The following is a 16,184-nucleotide window of genomic DNA, read 5'->3' as shown; positions in this document are numbered from 1 at the left end:
GGCGTTCTTCACCCGAAAGTGTCGGCGTCCAACGTGTAACAGCTCACCGGGATGGGTATGTCCAGAGATTTCAAGGCAGAACACACAATGAGCCCCGGTTGGTGACACCCAGGCGGATATTCGAGACCACCAGGTCTCACGGCGGAGCGGCCAGAGCGATGCTTCAAGGAGCCACGTCGCGCCGGTGAACGGTCCGACAATCAACGGGCTCACCGATGACTGCGCTAATTGTCCGCAGGCCGGATACCGCTCTGGAGCGGTATCCGAAGCAGCTCCGCAGGTCCCGCATCCAGTTGGCGTCGAGTGTGCCGGCGGCAGCATGTCCTCGTGTCGACCGACGCCCTGGCTTGGAAGCTGCTGGGCGTGATCGTCGTGACTACGCTCGATCACCGTTCAGGAGTCAGTGACGGAGGGGTGATGGTGAGGCCCAGGTAGTGAAGGTGTTGGCGCGTTGCTGGTCCTGAGGACCGCGACGGACTAGCTCCCTTGGCAAGGCGGAGAGTGGGGACGAGCGACAGGCGATCACCTTGATCGAGCTGGGCACGGCGCTCGGCTGCCGCGCCTATGGACAGCTCAACGCCGTGACGGCATCGACCAGCCCGCAGGCCTGCCTTCGTTGGCCGGTCGGAGGCGGGGGCGGCAGACGACTGGGTGGGCACGTGTCCAGCGTCCGCACGATCGACGGCGGCATTGATGAGTACCTGTCGGATGCTCAGGTGCCGACTCCGCCGCGCGGCCGGAGCATCCGTTGCAACCTCCGTGGATCAACACTCGTTTCCACAATTGCGTCGTTGCGCAACGCGATCGCACGTTCCGGTCTCAGTTCCCTGCCGCAGGAGTGCAGATGCCTTGGAAAGTCCCCGGTCTTCTGGCGCGCTCTCGGCGTGTGAAGGCCATGTCGTTGCTCGGCGCGCTGGTGCTGGTGGTGTCGGAACAGTCCGCCGCCGGTGCGGCCGGGCCGCCGACTCTGTCCATTGTGAACAACGAGACCCAGCCGGTCTTCTCCTACGCCGACGCGATCATCGAGTCCGTGTCGGTCGAAACGGGACAGGACACCGACGGTGACGGCGTCGTCGACCACGTCTACGTGGACATCATGCGCCCGAGGGAGGGCGAGAGAGGGCTCAAGTCGCCGGTTCTCCTCCACGCCAGCCCCTACAACGAGGGCTACCTGGATCCGGAGAACGATGACGAACCTCTCCCCCCAGCCGTCGGCGCGGGGCCGGGCTTCGCGATGAGGATCCAGGGCGATCCCAAAACCGACCAGTTCGTGCCACGTGGATATGCCGTGGCACAGATGCAGATCCAGGGCACGGGTCGCTCCACCGGCTGCCCGGACGCGGGCGGTCCGCACGACATCGCCGCGGTCGCCGCGGTCATCGCCTGGTTCACCGGCTCCGGCAGGGCCTTCCACCTCGACGGCTCCCCCGCCACCGCGGAGTGGAGCAACGGCGCGGTCGGCATGTACGGCCACTCCTACGACGGCCACCTCGCGGTCGGCGCGGCCCACGCCGGCGTGCCTGGCCTGAAGGCCGTCGCTCCTACCGCGCCGGTGACCGACGGGTATGCCTGGTCTCGTTCCAACGGCCTCACCAACCGCCCGCATGCCACCTCCTGGCTCGCTGACATCGTCGCGGGCCCGGTCGCCAGGCCGGTGTGTGCCGGCCATGTCGCCTCGCTCGCGGCTGCCGAGGACGCCGAGACGGGAGACCGCAACTCCTTCTGGGACGGACGCGACTTCATCCACGACATGAGCCGGTTCACCGCGCCCGTGCTCACCAGTTGGGCTCGCGACGACATGAACGTCGACTCGGTGCAGTTCGACGGCTTCTGGAAGGCGCTGGGCACCAAGGGCGTTCCCCGCAAACTCTGGGTCGTCGACGGGCCCCACGACCATCAACCTGACATCTGGCGGTGGCAGGACTGGAAGCGGACCATGCACCGGTGGATGGACCGCTGGCTGCTCGGGCTCGACAACGGCATCGACCGCGAACCCGCCGTGGACACGCAGATCGACCCGCAAATCGAGACCGCACCCGAGATCACGGCCACCTGGCCACACCCGTCCGCTGCGCCGGTGCGGCTGCACGCCGGCGACATGGCAGGCGGTTCCGCTCCACTCACCACCGAGCCGTCCGCGTCAGCCGACTTCCACCTCGTGCCCAACGCCAAGGCGGGTCCGACGCTGAAGTTCCAGCCCGCGCCGGGACCGCCGTTCCGGATCTTCGCGATCACTCCACCCGCGGCGGCCGTGACTCGCTTCTCCGGCACACCCACGATCACCGCCACGGTCACGCCGAGCACCAGGAGCACCCCGCTCTCGGCCTACTTCGTCACCTACCGGGACGGGGTGAAGGGCATGAAGATCCTTTCCCGTGGGCTCTTCGACCTGAAGAACCGGAACTCCCTCCATCGACCCGAGCCCCTCGTGCCCGGTGAGAAGATCACGATCACCTGGGAGATGAGCGCGCTCGACCAGTTCGTTCCCGCCGGGCAGCGCTTGGGGCTGATCCTGACCGGGGACAACTACGGCTTGGACACCACGCCCGATCCGGACGCCGGTCCGATCGACTTCGACCTGACCGGGACGAGCATCACGGTGCCCGTGGTCGGTGGCCGTCCGGCGATCACGCTGTAGCGCCGTCCTCCCTGAGCCGTGAGGTTTCCAGGGCCCTGGCCAGCCAGTCGCGATGGCGTCCGGCTGGCCGGCCCAGTTCCGGCCGACGGGCTGGAGATCCACGTCCGCACCGACGCGTCCCATGGCGTGGATCACGGTGCCCGGCCGAGGTACGCCGGGAGGGTCGGCATGGCAGGCTAGCTGCCATGTCTGTCGGAACCTTGGTGCTGCTCCGCCACGGCGAGAGCACGTGGAACGCGGAGAACCTGTTCACCGGATGGGTGGACGTTCCCCTGTCGGAGAAGGGCGAGCGGGAGGCCCGTCGCGGCGGCCAGCTGCTGCGCGAAGCCGGCGTGCTGCCGGAGATCCTGCACACGTCGCTGATGCGCCGGGCGATCATGACCGCGAACCTGGCCCTCGACGCCGCCGACCGGCACTGGATCCCGGTCCGCCGCGACTGGCGTCTCAACGAACGCCACTACGGCGCGTTGCAGGGCAAGAACAAGAAGCAGACGCTGGAGGAGTTCGGCGAGGAGCAGTTCATGCTCTGGCGCCGGTCCTACGACACCCCGCCGCCGCCCATCGAGCCCGGCAGCGAGTACTCCCAGGACACCGACCCGCGGTACGCGGACCTCGGCCCCGACCTGCCGCTGACCGAGTGCCTGCTGGACGTCGTCAAGCGCATGCTCCCGTACTGGGACGAGGCGATCGTGCCGGACCTGCGCACCGGCAAGACCGTGCTCGTGGCCGCGCACGGCAACTCGCTGCGGGCGCTCGTGAAGCACCTGGACGGCATCTCCGACGAGGCCATCGCGGGCCTGAACATCCCCACCGGCATTCCGCTGCGCTACGACCTCGACGAGGACCTGAAGCCGCTCAAGCCGGGCGGCGAGTACCTCGACCCCGACGCCGCCAAGGACGCCATCGCGGCCGTCGCCAACCAGGGCCGCTGACACCTCACGCGGGGGCCTTTCGTTCATGTGGAGTGAACGAAAGGTCCCCGCGTGCACTTGAAGCATCACGGTTGGGTGAACGGGGGCTGACCTGGGCGGGAACAACCGTCCATTGAGGTGTCGCGGGTATCACGGTTCACGCTTCCGCACTAGGCCAAGACACCTCTGAGCTGCTTACCATTCGCCTCGTGACCACAACGGGTTACCTCGCTGTGTCGATCGGCCTCGCGCTCATCGGCGCTACGGCCGCTTTCCTCATCGGCCGGTTCACCGCTCCCCGGCGCCCGAAGAAGCCGGAGGGTCTCACGGTCGGTGACCTGATCCAGCAGATCGTCCGGGACTCTCACAACGGCATCGTGGTGCTGAACCACTTCGGCGACGTCGTGCTGCACAACCCGCGGGCGGAAGAGCTCGGGGTCGTGCGCAACAACCGCGTCGACGACCGCGCCCGCAAGGCCGCGGAGGCCGTCCGCAGCAGCAACGAGGTCGTCTACGTGGACCTCTCGCCGCTGGACGGGCAGCGCGGCGGCCGGCAGCCGGAGGCCGTGCACGCCGAGGTCCGGCAGCTCATCGAGGACTTCATCTTCGTCGACGCCACGGACGAGTCGGAGTCGGTGCGGCTGGAGAAGACGCGCCGCGACTTCGTGGCGAACGTCAGCCACGAGCTCAAGACCCCGGTCGGGGCCCTCGCGCTGCTGGCAGAGGCCGTGCTGGACGCGAGCGACGACCAGGAGGAGGTCCGCCGGTTCAGCGCGAAGATCATGCAGGAGGCCACCCGCCTCGGCGTGCTCGTCACCGAGCTGATCGCGCTGTCCCGCCTGCAGGGCGCGGAGAAGCTGCCGGAGCTCAGCGACACCGAGATCGACGTCGTGATCAACGAGGCGCTGTCGCGGTCCAAGCTCGCCGCCGAGTCCGTCGACATCTCGATCACCACCGACGAGCCGAGCGGGTTCGTCGTGCCGGGTGACCGGTCGTTGCTGGTCACGGCGCTGACGAACCTGCTGGACAACGCCGTCGCGTACTCGCCTCCCGGAAGTCCGGTGAGCGTCAGCCGCCGGTTGGTCGACGGGCACGTCGAGATCGCTGTGACCGACCGCGGCATCGGCATCGCCGAGGACCAGCAGACACGGGTTTTCGAGCGGTTCTACCGCGTGGACAAGGCTCGCTCGCGGGCGACCGGAGGCACCGGCCTCGGGCTCGCGATCGTCAAGCACGTCGCCGCCAACCACGGCGGCGAGGTGAAGCTGTGGAGCCTGCCAGGAACGGGTTCCACCTTCACGCTGCGGCTTCCGGCCGCGGCGGCCGAACCCAACCCGACCCTCGTCCCCACCGGCGCGGGTGACACTGGAGGAGAGCTGTGACCAGGGTGCTCATCGTGGAGGACGAGGAGTCCTTCGCCGATCCGCTCGCCTTCCTGCTGCGCAAGGAAGGGTTCACCGCGGCGCTCGCGGCCACCGGCCAGGAGGCGCTGGAGGAGTTCGACCGCAACGGCGCCGACATCGTGCTGCTCGACCTCATGCTGCCCGGCATGAGCGGCACCGACGTGTGCAAGCAGCTGCGGCAGCGCTCCGCCGTGCCGGTGATCATGGTGACCGCACGGGACAGCGAGATCGACAAGGTCGTCGGCCTGGAGCTCGGCGCGGACGACTACGTCACCAAGCCGTACTCGGCCCGCGAGCTCATCGCCCGCATCCGCGCGGTGCTGCGCCGCGGCGGCGAGTCCGAGGACCTGCTCCCGCAGATCCTCGAGGCCGGCCCGGTGCGGATGGACGTCGAACGCCACGTCGTCACCGTCGCGGGCGAGGACATCAGCCTGCCGCTCAAGGAGTTCGACCTCCTCGAGTACCTGCTGCGCAACGTCGGCCGCGTCCTGACCAGGGGGCAGCTGATCGACCGCGTGTGGGGTGCGGACTACGTGGGCGACACGAAGACGCTGGACGTGCACGTCAAGCGACTGCGCTCGAAGATCGAACCGGACCCGTCGGCCCCGCGGCACCTGGTGACCGTGAGGGGTCTCGGTTACAAGTTCGAGTCCTGACGGACACGACCAGGTACCGTTTCCGGCGTGCGCCTGGGCGTTCTCGACGTGGGTTCCAACACCGTCCACCTACTGGTGGTGGACGCGCATCGTGGTGCCCACCCCATCCCGACCACGTCCGAGAAGACGATCCTGCGGCTCGCCGAGCAGCTCGACGAGAAGGGTCAGCTGACGAAGGCGGGCTCTGACCAGCTGGTTCGAGCGGTGGCCGGCGCGAAGGCGTCGGCCAAGCGGTCCGGCTGCGAGGACCTGATGGCGTTCGCCACCTCGGCGGTGCGTGAGGCGGGCAACTCCGCCGAAGTGCTCGACCGGGTGCGCAACGAGACCGGGGTCGACCTCAAGGTCCTCTCCGGCGAGGACGAGGCCCGCTTCACGTTCCTCGCGGTCCGCCGCTGGTACGGCTGGTCCGCGGGCAAGCTGCTGTGCCTCGACATCGGCGGCGGCTCGCTGGAGCTCGCCGTCGGTCGCGACGAGAGCCCCGACATGGCCTTCTCCGTGCCGCTGGGCGCGGGCCGGCTCACCAGGACCCGGTTCAAGAAGGACCCGCCCCGGCGCTCGGAGGTCCGCGAGACCACCGACTGGCTCGCCGAACAGCTCGCGCCCGTGGCGCGGAAGCTGAAACGCGCGGGTGAACCCGATCGAGTGGTTGCGACCTCAAAAACTTTCCGAACGCTGGCGCGGCTCACCGGGGCCGCGCCATCGTCTGCCGGGCCCAGAGCGCGCCGAGTGCTCACCGACGCGGGCCTGCGGCAGCTGATCGCGTTCATCTCCCGGATGTCGGCCGGTGACCTCGCCGAACTGGAAGGTGTGAGCACCTCGCGCGCGCACCAGCTCGTCGCGGGTGCCCTGGTCGCGGAGGCAACAATGCGAGCCCTGTCACTCACGCAGCTGGAGATTTGCCCCTGGGCGCTCCGGGAGGGTGTCATCCTCCGACGGCTGGACCACACTGATGGGACGGACCAGAGCGATACTGGACGGACTGGCCAGCACGGGGCACGGTGGAGTTGATGAGTCGAGAGAGCGGATCGGACCAGACGCAGCGCACAGTCGCTGAGCTGCTCGCCCAGTACGGGGGCAGCGCAGAGAGTGCGCCACGTCGGCGACGCCGCCGGGCGGCTGATGACGAGGACGACGTCCAGCAGCCGGAGACCGCGCCCCAGACGATCATCGAGCGGGTCCTGTCCGACAGCGGCCGGCTGATGGCGATCCGCGACGACGACCAGCCGCAGCCCGGCCGTCGCGCGGCCCCCGAACCCCCCGCGCCGCCCGTCGGACCGCCGCCCGCGGTCGCCGAGCGCACCGCGTACCAGCCGAAACCGCCGGTCGTTCCGCCCACCCAGCCGCCGCAGGTCCGCAGACCGGCACCCACGCCCGCACCGCAGCCTCCCCCCGTCGTGCCGCCGCCCGTCGCGGCCGCCGAACAGACCCGGCAGGTGCCGCAGGTCCGCGACCAGCCGTCGCGTGCCGACCTGCCACGTCCCGAGGCCGCACGTCCCGAGGCGCCTTCGCGCCCGGACATGCCCCGGCCCGACCTGAGCTCGCGCCTGGAGGCGGGCGCGCCGCCCGCACCGGCCCCGTCGCGCACGAACATCACCCGGCCGCCGAAGCCGGGCCCGCCGCCCGCGTCCATGCCCACGCCCGCGGGCATGCCGCCGCGCGAGGCGATGACCGAGCAGCTCCCGCGCATCCCGGCCAAGGCGCCGGTGGACAAGATCGCCGCGCTCGAGACCGAGTCCGTGCTGATCGTGCCGCCCGCCCCGCCGCGGCTGCCGGACCCGTTGCCGAACAACCAGCCCGACGCCTGGTTCGCCGACGACGACATGGACGTCCAGACCGACCTGTCCATGGCGCCGATGGAGTCGACCGCGGCGCACCCCGGCCCGTACGTGGACGACGACTCGCAGGAGTACGCCGCCTACCGCGCCGAGGACGACTACCTCGCGGACGACGACGAGGAAGAAGACGGCCCGGCCGGCCTCGACGACGTCGACGAGGTGGCGGAGGAGCCGGAAGACGCCGGTCAGCGCTCGGCCGGCAAGGAATGGCTGATCATGATCGGCCAGCTCGCCGTCGGCGTGCTCGGCGGCGCGGCCCTGTGGCTCGCGTTCAACTTCCTGTGGCGCTCCGTACCCGCCGCCGCACTCGTCGTGGCGCTTGCGGTTACCGTGGGCCTGGTGTTGCTAGTCAGAAAGATCCGCCGAGCGGACGACCTGCAGACCACCGTCCTGGCCGTGCTCGTGGGCCTCATCGTCACGGTCTCACCAGCGGCGATGCTGCTGGTGAAGAATTGACCGCGCGCATCCCGGTCGGGCTTTCCACGGCGTCGGTCTACCCGCAGCCCGCCGGAGCGGCCTTCCAGATGGCCTCCGACCTGGGCTACGACGGCGTCGAGCTGATGGTGTGGGCCGATCCGGTGTCGCAGGACATCCGGGCCGTCGACCGCCTGTCGTCCCGATCGGGCATGCCGGTTCTCGCCGTGCACGCCCCGTGCCTGCTCATCTCGCAACGGGTCTGGTCACCGGACCCGGTCGAGCGGCTGCGCAAGTCGGTGCAGGCCGCGCAGGACCTGGGCGCGCCGACCGTCGTGCTGCACCCGCCGTTCCGATGGCAGCGCAAGTACGCGGACGGGTTCGCCGACCTCGTGTCGTCGCTGGAGGACGAGAGCGGGATCGCCATCGCGGTCGAGAACATGTTCCCGGTGCGGCGGCCGCTGGGCCGGGGCCGGTCGGTGCAGATGACCGCGTTCAAGCCGTCGATCGACCCCACCGACGTGGGCCACCGCAACTACACCCTGGACCTGTCGCACTCGGCTGCCGCGCACGTGGACGCGCTGGAGCTGGCCAAACGGATGGGCGACGGGCTGCGGCACATCCACCTCGCGGACGGGTCCGGCGCGCCCAAGGACGAGCACATGGTGCCGGGCCGCGGCACCCAGCCGTGCGCCGAACTGTGCGAGATGCTGGCTCGGGGCGGGTTCGACGGCCAGGTCGTGCTGGAGGTCAACACCCGGCGTGCGGCATCACCGGCCGCCCGGCAGGAGATGCTCGCGGAGGCTTTGCTGTTCGCGCGGCTGCACCTGGAGTTTCCGGTCGAGGGAACCGCGGGGAAGAGCCGTTCCGCACTGCCGCGTTGATGTCGCGGTGGCCAGACACCGGTAATTCGACTGGCGAGTTAGGGTTCGTGGTGTGAACCCGCTGCGAGCGTTGATCATGGCCGCGTCTCGCAACGAGACGGTCCGCCATCTCGTCGCCAGCGCGCCGATCAGCCGCGACGTCGTGAAGCGGTTCGTCGCGGGCGAGACCACCAGGGACGCCGTCGACGTGGTGCGCGGGCTCGGCCTGCCGGTGACGCTGGACTACCTCGGCGAGGACACCACCGACAAGGCGCAGGCCGAGAAGACCGTGCAGGCGTACCTGGAACTGCTCGACGCGCTGCACGCCGCCGGACTGGCCGAGGACGCGGAGGTGAGCGTCAAGCTCTCCGCGGTGGGGCAGAACCTGGACGAGGCGCTCGCCCTGACGAATGCCAGCCGGATCTGTGCCGCGGCCGAGCAGTGCGGCACGACGGTGACCCTCGACATGGAAGATCACACCACCACGGATTCGACGCTGCGGATCCTGCTGGAGCTGCGGCGCAGCTGGCCGTGGGTGGGCGCGGTGCTGCAGTCCTACCTGCACCGGACCCTGGACGACTGCAAGCAGCTCGCGGGGCCAGGAAGCAGGGTTCGGCTGGTCAAGGGCGCCTACGCGGAGCCTCCCGAGGTCGCGATCCAGGATCCGCACGAGGTCGACCTGAACTACGTGCGGTGCCTGAACGTTCTCCTCGCTGGAGAGGGTTATCCGATGTTCGCGACGCACGACCCTCGGCTGATCGAAATCATCGGCGAGCGGGCTCGCTGGTATGACAAAACCGACTTCGAGTACCAGATGCTGTACGGCATCCGGCCCGAAGAGCAGAAACGTCTCGGGACGCGCGTTTATGTTCCCTATGGCGAGCAGTGGTACGGATATCTCATGCGGCGACTAGCAGAACGGCCTGCCAACGTGTCCTTTTTCTTGCGGTCGCTGGCCAGCCGCTCATGACCTTCACCAAGTCCAGTGCGGTCCGGTCGCTCGGTGACGGAACCTTCACCGCCTCCCTGCCCGCCGAGTGGACCGTCGGCCCCAAACCCCACGGCGGGTTCCTGCTCGCGGTCATGACCCGTGCGGCCGCGCAGGTCGCCGACGGCGATCCGCTGGCCGTGTCCGCCCAGTTCCTGCGGGCACCGGAGATCGGTCCGGTGCTGGTCAGGACGGACGTGCGCAAGGCGGGGCGGACGGCCACCGTGGTCGCCGTGACGCTGGAGCAGCGCGGTCAGGTGTGCGTCGAGGCGACGGTGACGACGGGCCGGATCCCGGAGCACCGGGCCGACTACGTGAACCTGCCGTCGATCCCGGCCGCGCCGCCGCCCGGCTCGGTCGAGCTGGGGACGTTCCCGACCGGTGGCGTCTACAAGGTCGGCAGCCTCTGCGACCTGCGGATCGACCGGGAGTCGGCCACGTTCCTCGACCGGCGCACCGACGGGCCGCTGACGCTGAAGCTGTGGGCGCGGCCCATCGACGAGCAGCCAGACCCGTACTTCGCGTTGCTCGCGGGCGACCTGTCGATGCCGGTGACGTTCAACCTCGGCCGCTTCGGATGGTCGCCGACGGTGCAGCTGACCGCGTTGCTGCGAGCCAGGCCGGCGCCGGGGTGGCTGCGCATCCACGTCACCTGCCAGGCGGTGCACGGGCAGTGGTTCGACGAGGACGCCACGGTGATCGACGCAACCGGTCGGCTGGTGTGTCAGGCACGGCAGTTGGCGTTGACCCCTGCTGTGTGAGACTTGACCGATGACGAAGATCGCGGTGCTCGGCGCGGGCAAGATCGGTGAGGCGCTGCTGTCCGGGCTTCTGCAGGGTGGCCGTTCGGCCGCCGATCTGATGTTCACCGAGAAGCACGAGGCCAGGGCTCGCTCCCTGACGGAGCAGTACGGGTTCGAGGCGGTGGACGTCCCCGGCGCGGCCGCCAACGCCGACGTGTTGATCGTCGCGGTCAAGCCGCAGGACATCGAGCCACTGCTCACCGAGCTCAAGCCGGTGCTGCGCGCGGGCACGCTCATCGTGTCGCTGTGCGCGGGCCTGCCGACGGCGCTGTACGAGCGCAGGCTGCCGGCCGGCACACCGGTCGTGCGGGTGATGCCGAACACCCCGATGGTCGTCGGCGAGGCCATGAGCGCGGTCTCCGCCGGTTCCAACGCCACGCCAGAGCACCTCAAGGTCGTCGAGGAGCTCCTCTCGACCGTGGGCAAGGTCGCGGTGGTGCCGGAGTCGCAGCAGGACGCGGTGACGGCCCTGTCCGGCTCGGGTCCCGCCTACTTCTTCTTCCTGGTCGAGGCGATGATCGACGCGGGCATCCTGCTCGGCATCCCGCGCGACCTGGCTTCGACGCTGATCATCCAGTCGGCCGTCGGCGCGGCGACGATGCTGGCCGAGGGCTCCTCGCACCCGGTGATCCTGCGTGAGGCGGTCACCTCGCCGGCGGGCACGACGATCATGGCGATCCGCGAGCTGGAGAAGCACGGCGTCCGTGCCGCCCTCCTCGCCGCGATCGAGTCGGCGCGCGACCGCTCCGTCGAACTCGGCCGTCAGCACGAAGACTGACCCGCACGCGGGGCGCTTTCGTACTACGTGACAGTACGCGGGGTCCCCGCGTGCGCCAGGAGTGCACGCGGGGAGCTTTCGTTCACTTGGAGCGCACGCGGGGCCCCCGCGTTTCCTGAAACTGACTAGTTGGACGTCGCAGGAGTCACACCAGTCCCGCTACTCTCAGAGGCAGCACGTGCGTGTCGAACCGTCGGTGGGGAAGACCGACGGCACGACACGTGTCGAAGGATGCGGTGATGTATGCCTGCGAAGGAGAACGAACGAACAGGTCTCGCTCAGGTCCAGTTCCTGACCGTGGCTGAAGTGGCCTCGATGATGCGGGTCTCGAAGATGACCGTGTACCGGCTGGTGCACTCCGGCGAGCTGCCCGCGGTGCGGGTCGGCAAGTCGTTCCGTGTGCCCGAAAAAGCGGTGCACGCCTACCTCGAGAACGCGTACTTCGACGCTGGCTGAAGGCTGGCGAACCCCGCCGGGTAGACTGGTAGGCCGATCGTGCTTACCGGCGCGCCGTGCTTGACACGGCCAAGGCTGGGGCGCGCCAGTCAAAGCAACGTCTAGAGCTAAGGAACCCGCATGGGCTCGGTCATCAAGAAGCGCCGCAAGCGCATGTCGAAGAAGAAGCACCGCAAGCTGCTGCGCAAGACCAGGGTCCAGCGCAGGAAGCGCGGCAAGTAAGCCCGCGTGCGCTCTTACCGCCGCCGGTCCCTCCACGGGGTCGGCGGCGGTTGCGTTTTTCCAGGTCCGTCCGTGACCTGGCCGGGTGCTTGCGCGGGCACGGATATCACCCAGTGAGACGAGCGGCAGGAAACACGGGAACGGTCGCCGCCGATCGGGTGATTAGCCAGTAAAGCCTGCGTGACCTGCGTCAAGACGGCGTTCCGGCCCCCTCCGGTTTCACATCTGGTCTGTAGCATCGACCAATCGCAACGCCCTCGTGCTTGGAGTCGCATGACGCCCAAGGTCGTCCTCGTCACCGGAGTCAGCCGCTTCCTCGGCGGTCACCTCGCCGCGCGCTTCGCCGCGAACCCGGACATCGAGCGAGTGCTCGGTGTGGACACCGAGCCGCCGCCACGTGATCTCCTGCGGCGGATGGGCAGGGCGGAGTTCGTCCGCGCGGACATCCGCAACCCGTTGATCAGCAAGGTCATCTCCACGGCGAACGTGGACACGGTCGTCCACGCCTCCGTCACCGCCAACCCGGCCGGCCCCACCGGTCGCACGGCGATGAAGGAGATGAACGTCATCGGGACCATGCAGCTGCTGGCCGCGTGCCAGAAGTCGCCGAAGGTCCAGAAGCTCGTGGTGAAGTCCACCAGCGCCGTGTACGGGTCCAGCAGTCGCGACCCCGCGGTGTTCACCGAGGACATGGGCCCCAAGGACCTGCCGTCGTCCGGCTACGCCAAGGACGCCGTCGAGGTCGAGGGGTACGTCCGCGGGTTCGGCCGCCGCCGGCCGGACGTGAACGTCACCACACTGCGCTTCACGAACTTCATCGGGCCGCGCATCGACACCGTGCTGACCCGCTACTTCGCCCTTCCGGTCGTGCCCACCGTCCTGGGCTACGACGCTCGTGTGCAGCTGCTGCACTCCGAGGACGCGCTGGCGGTCCTGGAGCGCGCGACGCTGCACGACCTGCCCGGTGTGTACAACGTGGGAGGCGACGGCGTGCTGCTGCTGTCGCAGGCCATCCGGCGGGCGGGCAGGCTGAACCTGCCGGTGCCCAGCATGGCCGTGCCCACGGTCGGCGGCTTCTTCCGGAGCGCCCGGCTCGTCGACTTCTCGCCCGACCAGATGAGGTTCCTCAACTGGGGCAGGGTGGTCGACACGACCCAGCTGAAGAAGGAATTCGGGTTCACGCCGCGGTGGACCACCCAGCAGGCCTTCGACGACTACGTGAGCGGCCGGGGCCTGAAGCCGTTCGTCGATCCAGAGACGATTGCGTCGGCGGAACGGGGAATCCTCGACGCAGCCGCTCGTTTCCGCTGATCTTTGCCTTGAGGAGATGAACGCAGTGGCAGGAGCACGCGTTATCCCGCTGCACGACCCGGAGCGCGACGCCGCGCGCAGATCACGCCACGTCGAGGTGGTCCCCGAACCCGCGCAGCAGCAGTCCGAGACACCGGACTGGGAACGCAGGCTGGCCGACCTGCTGTCGTTCGCGCGCAGGCGGATCGCGGGCGACTACCAGATCGACGAGTTCGGGTTCGACCGCGACCTGACCGAGAACGTGCTGATGCCGCCGCTGAAGCCGTTGTACGAGAAGTGGTTCCGGGTCGAGACCATCGGGCTGTCCAACATCCCGACGGCCGGCGGCGCGCTGATCGTGGCGAACCACTCCGGCACGTTGCCGCTCGACGCGCTGATGACCTCCTACGGCATCGCGTCCGAGCACCCCGCGCAGCGCCACATGCGCATGCTCGGCGCGGACCTCGTGTTCCGGACGCCGTTGCTGGGCGCGCTGGCCCGCAAGTCCGGCCAGACCCTGGCGTGCAACCCGGACGCCGAGCGGCTGCTGTCGAACGGCGAGCTCGTCGGCGTGTGGCCGGAGGGCTTCAAGGGCATCGGCAAGCCGTTCAAGGACCGCTACAAGCTGCAGCGCTTCGGCCGCGGCGGGTTCGTGTCGGCGGCGTTGAAGACCGGCGTGCCGATCATCCCGTGCTCGATCGTCGGGGCCGAGGAGATCTACCCGATGATCGGCGACATCAAGGCGTTGGCGCGGTTGTTCGGGTTCCCGTACTTCCCGGTGACGCCGTTCTTCCCGTTGCTCGGGCCGTTGGGTGCCATTCCGTTGCCGTCCAAGTGGTACATCGAGTTCGGTGAGCCGATCCGGACGGACGTGTTCGGGGAGAACCCGGCTGACGATCCGATGCTGGTCTTCAACCTGACGGACCAGATCCGGGAGACGATCCAGCAGACGCTGTACCGGCTGCTCACCCAGCGTCGGAACGTGTTCCTGGGCTGATCAGGGCCTGGACTTCGGCGTAGCTGAACGCTGCCGCGGTTCCTCCGTCGCGGACGGCCCTCGCGGTCGCGACGGTGTGGTGGAGCGCGGCCCGGAACAGCAGTGAGCCGGTGCTGATCCGTTTGACGCCGAGGTCGCCGAGTTCTTTTGGTGTGCGCTGCTGGGCGAGGACGTTCAGCGGGGCGATGCCGGCGAGCTTCTCGATGTCGTGCGGGTCGGTCAGGCCGGGCACGAAGATGCCGTCCGCGCCGGCGTCGACGTAGCGCTTGGCGCGCTCCTCGGTCTCCTCGATGGCGATGCCGTGCCAGTGGGTGTCGATGCGCGCGTTCAGGAAGACGCCGGGCGCGCGTTCCTTGACCTTGCTGATCAGGAGAGCCTGCTCCTCCGGTGTGGCCAGGCCGTGCGGGCGGCCGTCCTCGAGGTTCACGCCTGCCGCGTCCAGCCCCGCGACGAGGTCGGCGGGGTCCTGGCCGAATCCCGACTCCAGATCGATGGTGACCGGGCAGGGCAGGTCCTTCAGGAGAGCGGCGAGCGCGGTCGCCTGCCGACCGGCCAGCCCCATGCCGTCCGGGATGCCGTGGGCGGCGGCGACACCGAGGCTCGTCGTGCCGATCGCCCGGAAACCCGCCTCGTACAGGGCCGCGGCCGACGTGTAGTCCCACGCGTTGGGGAGGATCAGCGGCTCGTCCTGGTGGTGCATCGAGTGAAACGCCATGTTCTTGGCGATCTTCGTGGCCAGTTCCCGGCCGGGGCAGGCGTGGGGGCCGTGGCCGAACGGGTGGTCCTTCAGGCTGACCTCGATCACGCCGGCTTCCGTGGCCCTGCGGGTGATCGGTACGGGCGGCGCGGGATTTCCGGATTCCAGGTGCTCGGCAAGCGCGTTCGTGGCTGCCCAGGCCTGTACGAGCAGGCCGATCCTCGCGGCCGTTTGCTCGTCGTGGGTTCCCGCCAGCCGTTCGACGGCTGCGTCTGCCTCTGCGGTGGCCGGGAGGTGCGGTTGATAGCACGGGGCGATCTTGGCGATCTCGTCCAGTGAGTTGGGCAGGTGCAGCGCGGTTGCCAGTTCTTCGAGGGTGGTGGCGGTGACGTTCTCCAGGAGGCTGGTCGTCAGGGCGCGCCTGCGGGTGTGCTCTGGGCCGTTGCTGAAGCGGACGACGGTGGACCTGAGCCATGCCATGCCGTGCTCGCCTGCGGGGGCCTGCGGGACTGGGAGGTTCAGCAGCTCTTCGGTCATGGGGTGACGGTAGGGCGGTGACTGTTCGGTGGGGGCCGAAGTGTTGTGGGCTCAGAATGGGTTTTGTGGAGGGACTTGCTCAGGTTGCCGGGCTGCTTGCGGATCGGACGCGGGCGGCGATTTGCTCGGCTCTGCTGGATGGGCGGGCCTGGACTGCCAACGAATTGGCTGCGCATGCTCGGGTGGCGCCTTCTACGGCCAGCGAGCACCTGACTCGGCTGATCGAGGGTGGTCTCTTGGTCGAGCACCGCCAGGGTCGCCACCGGTACGTGGCGCTGGCTGGGCCGCACGTGGCCGAGTTGCTGGAGACGATGGCTGGGTTTGCTGGGCCTGATCCGGCGCCGCGCGGGCTGCGGGCGGCTGCTGCTTCGGAGGCTCTGGTTCGGGGGCGGACCTGTTACGACCACCTGGCTGGGCGGCTGGGGGTTTCGTTGCGGGTCGGGTTGGTGGAGTTGGGGGTGGTGTCTGGTGAGCTGGCAGTCACCGAGGCCGGGATGGTGTGGCTGAAAGAGCTCGGGTTCGAGGCGTCCAAGAGGCAGGTCAGTCGGGCTTGTTTGGATTGGACTGAGCGGGTGCCGCATTTTGCTGGGGCGGCTGGGGCTCACCTTTGTTCGGTGTTTTTTGAGCGGGGGTGGGTTCGGCGGATTGGGTCTTCTCGGGCGGTCGTGCTCACGTCTGCTGGGGAGTTGGGGTGGC

Annotated in this window: 16 protein-coding genes; 15 read left to right on the top strand and 1 reads right to left on the bottom strand. The window is 69.0% G+C overall.

Annotated elements, in window-relative coordinates:
- Window positions 1-844: 844 nt before the first annotated feature.
- The 14 genes from B0F77_RS25100 to B0F77_RS25035 all read left to right on the top strand — a co-directional run bounded on the left by B0F77_RS25100 (window position 845) and on the right by B0F77_RS25035 (window position 14,254).
- Complete coding sequence (locus B0F77_RS25100; protein WP_086665437.1) at window positions 845-2,638, top strand: CocE/NonD family hydrolase; 1,794 nt, start codon at window positions 845-847, stop codon at window positions 2,636-2,638.
- Window positions 2,639-2,823: 185 nt separating this feature from the next.
- A complete protein-coding gene (locus tag B0F77_RS25095; protein ID WP_045309658.1) occupies window positions 2,824-3,570 on the top strand; it encodes a phosphoglyceromutase in 747 nt (248 codons plus the stop codon).
- 188 nt (window positions 3,571-3,758) lie between these two features.
- Complete coding sequence (locus B0F77_RS25090; protein WP_086665436.1) at window positions 3,759-4,931, top strand: sensor histidine kinase; 1,173 nt, start codon at window positions 3,759-3,761, stop codon at window positions 4,929-4,931.
- On the top strand, window positions 4,928-5,608 hold the full coding sequence (locus B0F77_RS25085) for a response regulator transcription factor (protein WP_086665435.1): 681 nt from the start codon (window positions 4,928-4,930) through the stop codon (window positions 5,606-5,608). The genes B0F77_RS25090 and B0F77_RS25085 overlap by 4 nt, the downstream gene beginning before the upstream one ends.
- A gap of 27 nt (window positions 5,609-5,635) precedes the next feature.
- Window positions 5,636-6,616, top strand: coding sequence for a Ppx/GppA family phosphatase (locus B0F77_RS25080; RefSeq protein WP_086665434.1), 981 nt, complete (start codon window positions 5,636-5,638; stop codon window positions 6,614-6,616).
- Window positions 6,616-7,899, top strand: coding sequence for a hypothetical protein (locus tag B0F77_RS25075; RefSeq protein ID WP_086665433.1), 1,284 nt, complete (start codon window positions 6,616-6,618; stop codon window positions 7,897-7,899). The genes B0F77_RS25080 and B0F77_RS25075 overlap by 1 nt, the downstream gene beginning before the upstream one ends.
- Window positions 7,896-8,741: a sugar phosphate isomerase/epimerase family protein gene (locus B0F77_RS25070; RefSeq protein ID WP_086665432.1), complete on the top strand. Its 846-nt coding sequence runs from the start codon at window positions 7,896-7,898 to the stop codon at window positions 8,739-8,741. Before B0F77_RS25075 ends, B0F77_RS25070 begins: the two co-directional genes overlap by 4 nt.
- Before the next feature lie 52 nt (window positions 8,742-8,793).
- Complete coding sequence (locus B0F77_RS25065; protein ID WP_086665431.1) at window positions 8,794-9,690, top strand: proline dehydrogenase family protein; 897 nt, start codon at window positions 8,794-8,796, stop codon at window positions 9,688-9,690.
- On the top strand, window positions 9,687-10,469 hold the full coding sequence (locus B0F77_RS25060; RefSeq protein WP_086665430.1) for a thioesterase family protein: 783 nt from the start codon (window positions 9,687-9,689) through the stop codon (window positions 10,467-10,469). The genes B0F77_RS25065 and B0F77_RS25060 overlap by 4 nt, the downstream gene beginning before the upstream one ends.
- Window positions 10,470-10,479: 10 nt before the next feature.
- Entirely contained in the window at window positions 10,480-11,289 is an 810-nt protein-coding gene (gene proC / locus B0F77_RS25055; protein ID WP_086665429.1) for a pyrroline-5-carboxylate reductase, read from the top strand.
- Between the two features lie 243 nt (window positions 11,290-11,532).
- On the top strand, window positions 11,533-11,745 hold the full coding sequence (locus tag B0F77_RS25050) for a helix-turn-helix domain-containing protein (RefSeq protein WP_030477960.1): 213 nt from the start codon (window positions 11,533-11,535) through the stop codon (window positions 11,743-11,745).
- A gap of 120 nt (window positions 11,746-11,865) precedes the next feature.
- On the top strand, window positions 11,866-11,967 hold the full coding sequence (locus tag B0F77_RS25045; protein WP_015105422.1) for a 30S ribosomal protein bS22: 102 nt from the start codon (window positions 11,866-11,868) through the stop codon (window positions 11,965-11,967).
- 273 nt (window positions 11,968-12,240) lie between these two features.
- Window positions 12,241-13,278 (top strand): NAD-dependent epimerase/dehydratase family protein, encoded by a 1,038-nt coding sequence (locus B0F77_RS25040; protein WP_086665428.1) that lies wholly within the window; start codon window positions 12,241-12,243, stop codon window positions 13,276-13,278.
- Between the two features lie 16 nt (window positions 13,279-13,294).
- Complete coding sequence (locus tag B0F77_RS25035; protein WP_086665427.1) at window positions 13,295-14,254, top strand: lysophospholipid acyltransferase family protein; 960 nt, start codon at window positions 13,295-13,297, stop codon at window positions 14,252-14,254.
- Here the strand turns inward: B0F77_RS25035 and B0F77_RS25030 are convergent.
- On the bottom strand, window positions 14,223-15,488 hold the full coding sequence (locus B0F77_RS25030; RefSeq protein ID WP_086665426.1) for an isocitrate lyase/PEP mutase family protein: 1,266 nt from the start codon (window positions 15,486-15,488) through the stop codon (window positions 14,223-14,225). The two genes, B0F77_RS25035 and B0F77_RS25030, sit on opposite strands and share 32 nt — an antisense overlap.
- On the opposite strand from B0F77_RS25030, the gene B0F77_RS25025 reads away from it, so the two are divergent.
- On the top strand, window positions 15,425-16,184 hold a 760-nt coding region (locus B0F77_RS25025), incomplete at its 3' end, for an ArsR/SmtB family transcription factor (protein WP_342746829.1). The two genes, B0F77_RS25030 and B0F77_RS25025, sit on opposite strands and share 64 nt — an antisense overlap.

It is taken from the genome of Lentzea kentuckyensis (assembly GCF_002150765.1).
Taxonomy (GTDB): domain Bacteria; phylum Actinomycetota; class Actinomycetes; order Mycobacteriales; family Pseudonocardiaceae; genus Lentzea; species Lentzea kentuckyensis.
The sequence above is the reverse complement of the archived record's forward strand: the minus strand, read 5'-3'. Positions and strand labels throughout refer to the sequence as shown.

Coding starts and splice junctions, on each gene's coding strand:
- B0F77_RS25100 (WP_086665437.1), top strand. CDS start 845: ATGCCTTGGAAAGTCCCCGGTCTTCTGGCGCGCTCTCGGCGTGTGAAG.
- B0F77_RS25095 (WP_045309658.1), top strand. CDS start 2,824: ATGTCTGTCGGAACCTTGGTGCTGCTCCGCCACGGCGAGAGCACGTGG.
- B0F77_RS25075 (WP_086665433.1), top strand. CDS start 6,616: ATGAGTCGAGAGAGCGGATCGGACCAGACGCAGCGCACAGTCGCTGAG.
- B0F77_RS25060 (WP_086665430.1), top strand. CDS start 9,687: ATGACCTTCACCAAGTCCAGTGCGGTCCGGTCGCTCGGTGACGGAACC.
- proC (WP_086665429.1), top strand. CDS start 10,480: ATGACGAAGATCGCGGTGCTCGGCGCGGGCAAGATCGGTGAGGCGCTG.
- B0F77_RS25050 (WP_030477960.1), top strand. CDS start 11,533: ATGCCTGCGAAGGAGAACGAACGAACAGGTCTCGCTCAGGTCCAGTTC.
- B0F77_RS25045 (WP_015105422.1), top strand. CDS start 11,866: ATGGGCTCGGTCATCAAGAAGCGCCGCAAGCGCATGTCGAAGAAGAAG.
- B0F77_RS25040 (WP_086665428.1), top strand. CDS start 12,241: ATGACGCCCAAGGTCGTCCTCGTCACCGGAGTCAGCCGCTTCCTCGGC.
- B0F77_RS25035 (WP_086665427.1), top strand. CDS start 13,295: ATGAACGCAGTGGCAGGAGCACGCGTTATCCCGCTGCACGACCCGGAG.
- B0F77_RS25030 (WP_086665426.1), bottom strand. CDS start 15,488: ATGACCGAAGAGCTGCTGAACCTCCCAGTCCCGCAGGCCCCCGCAGGC.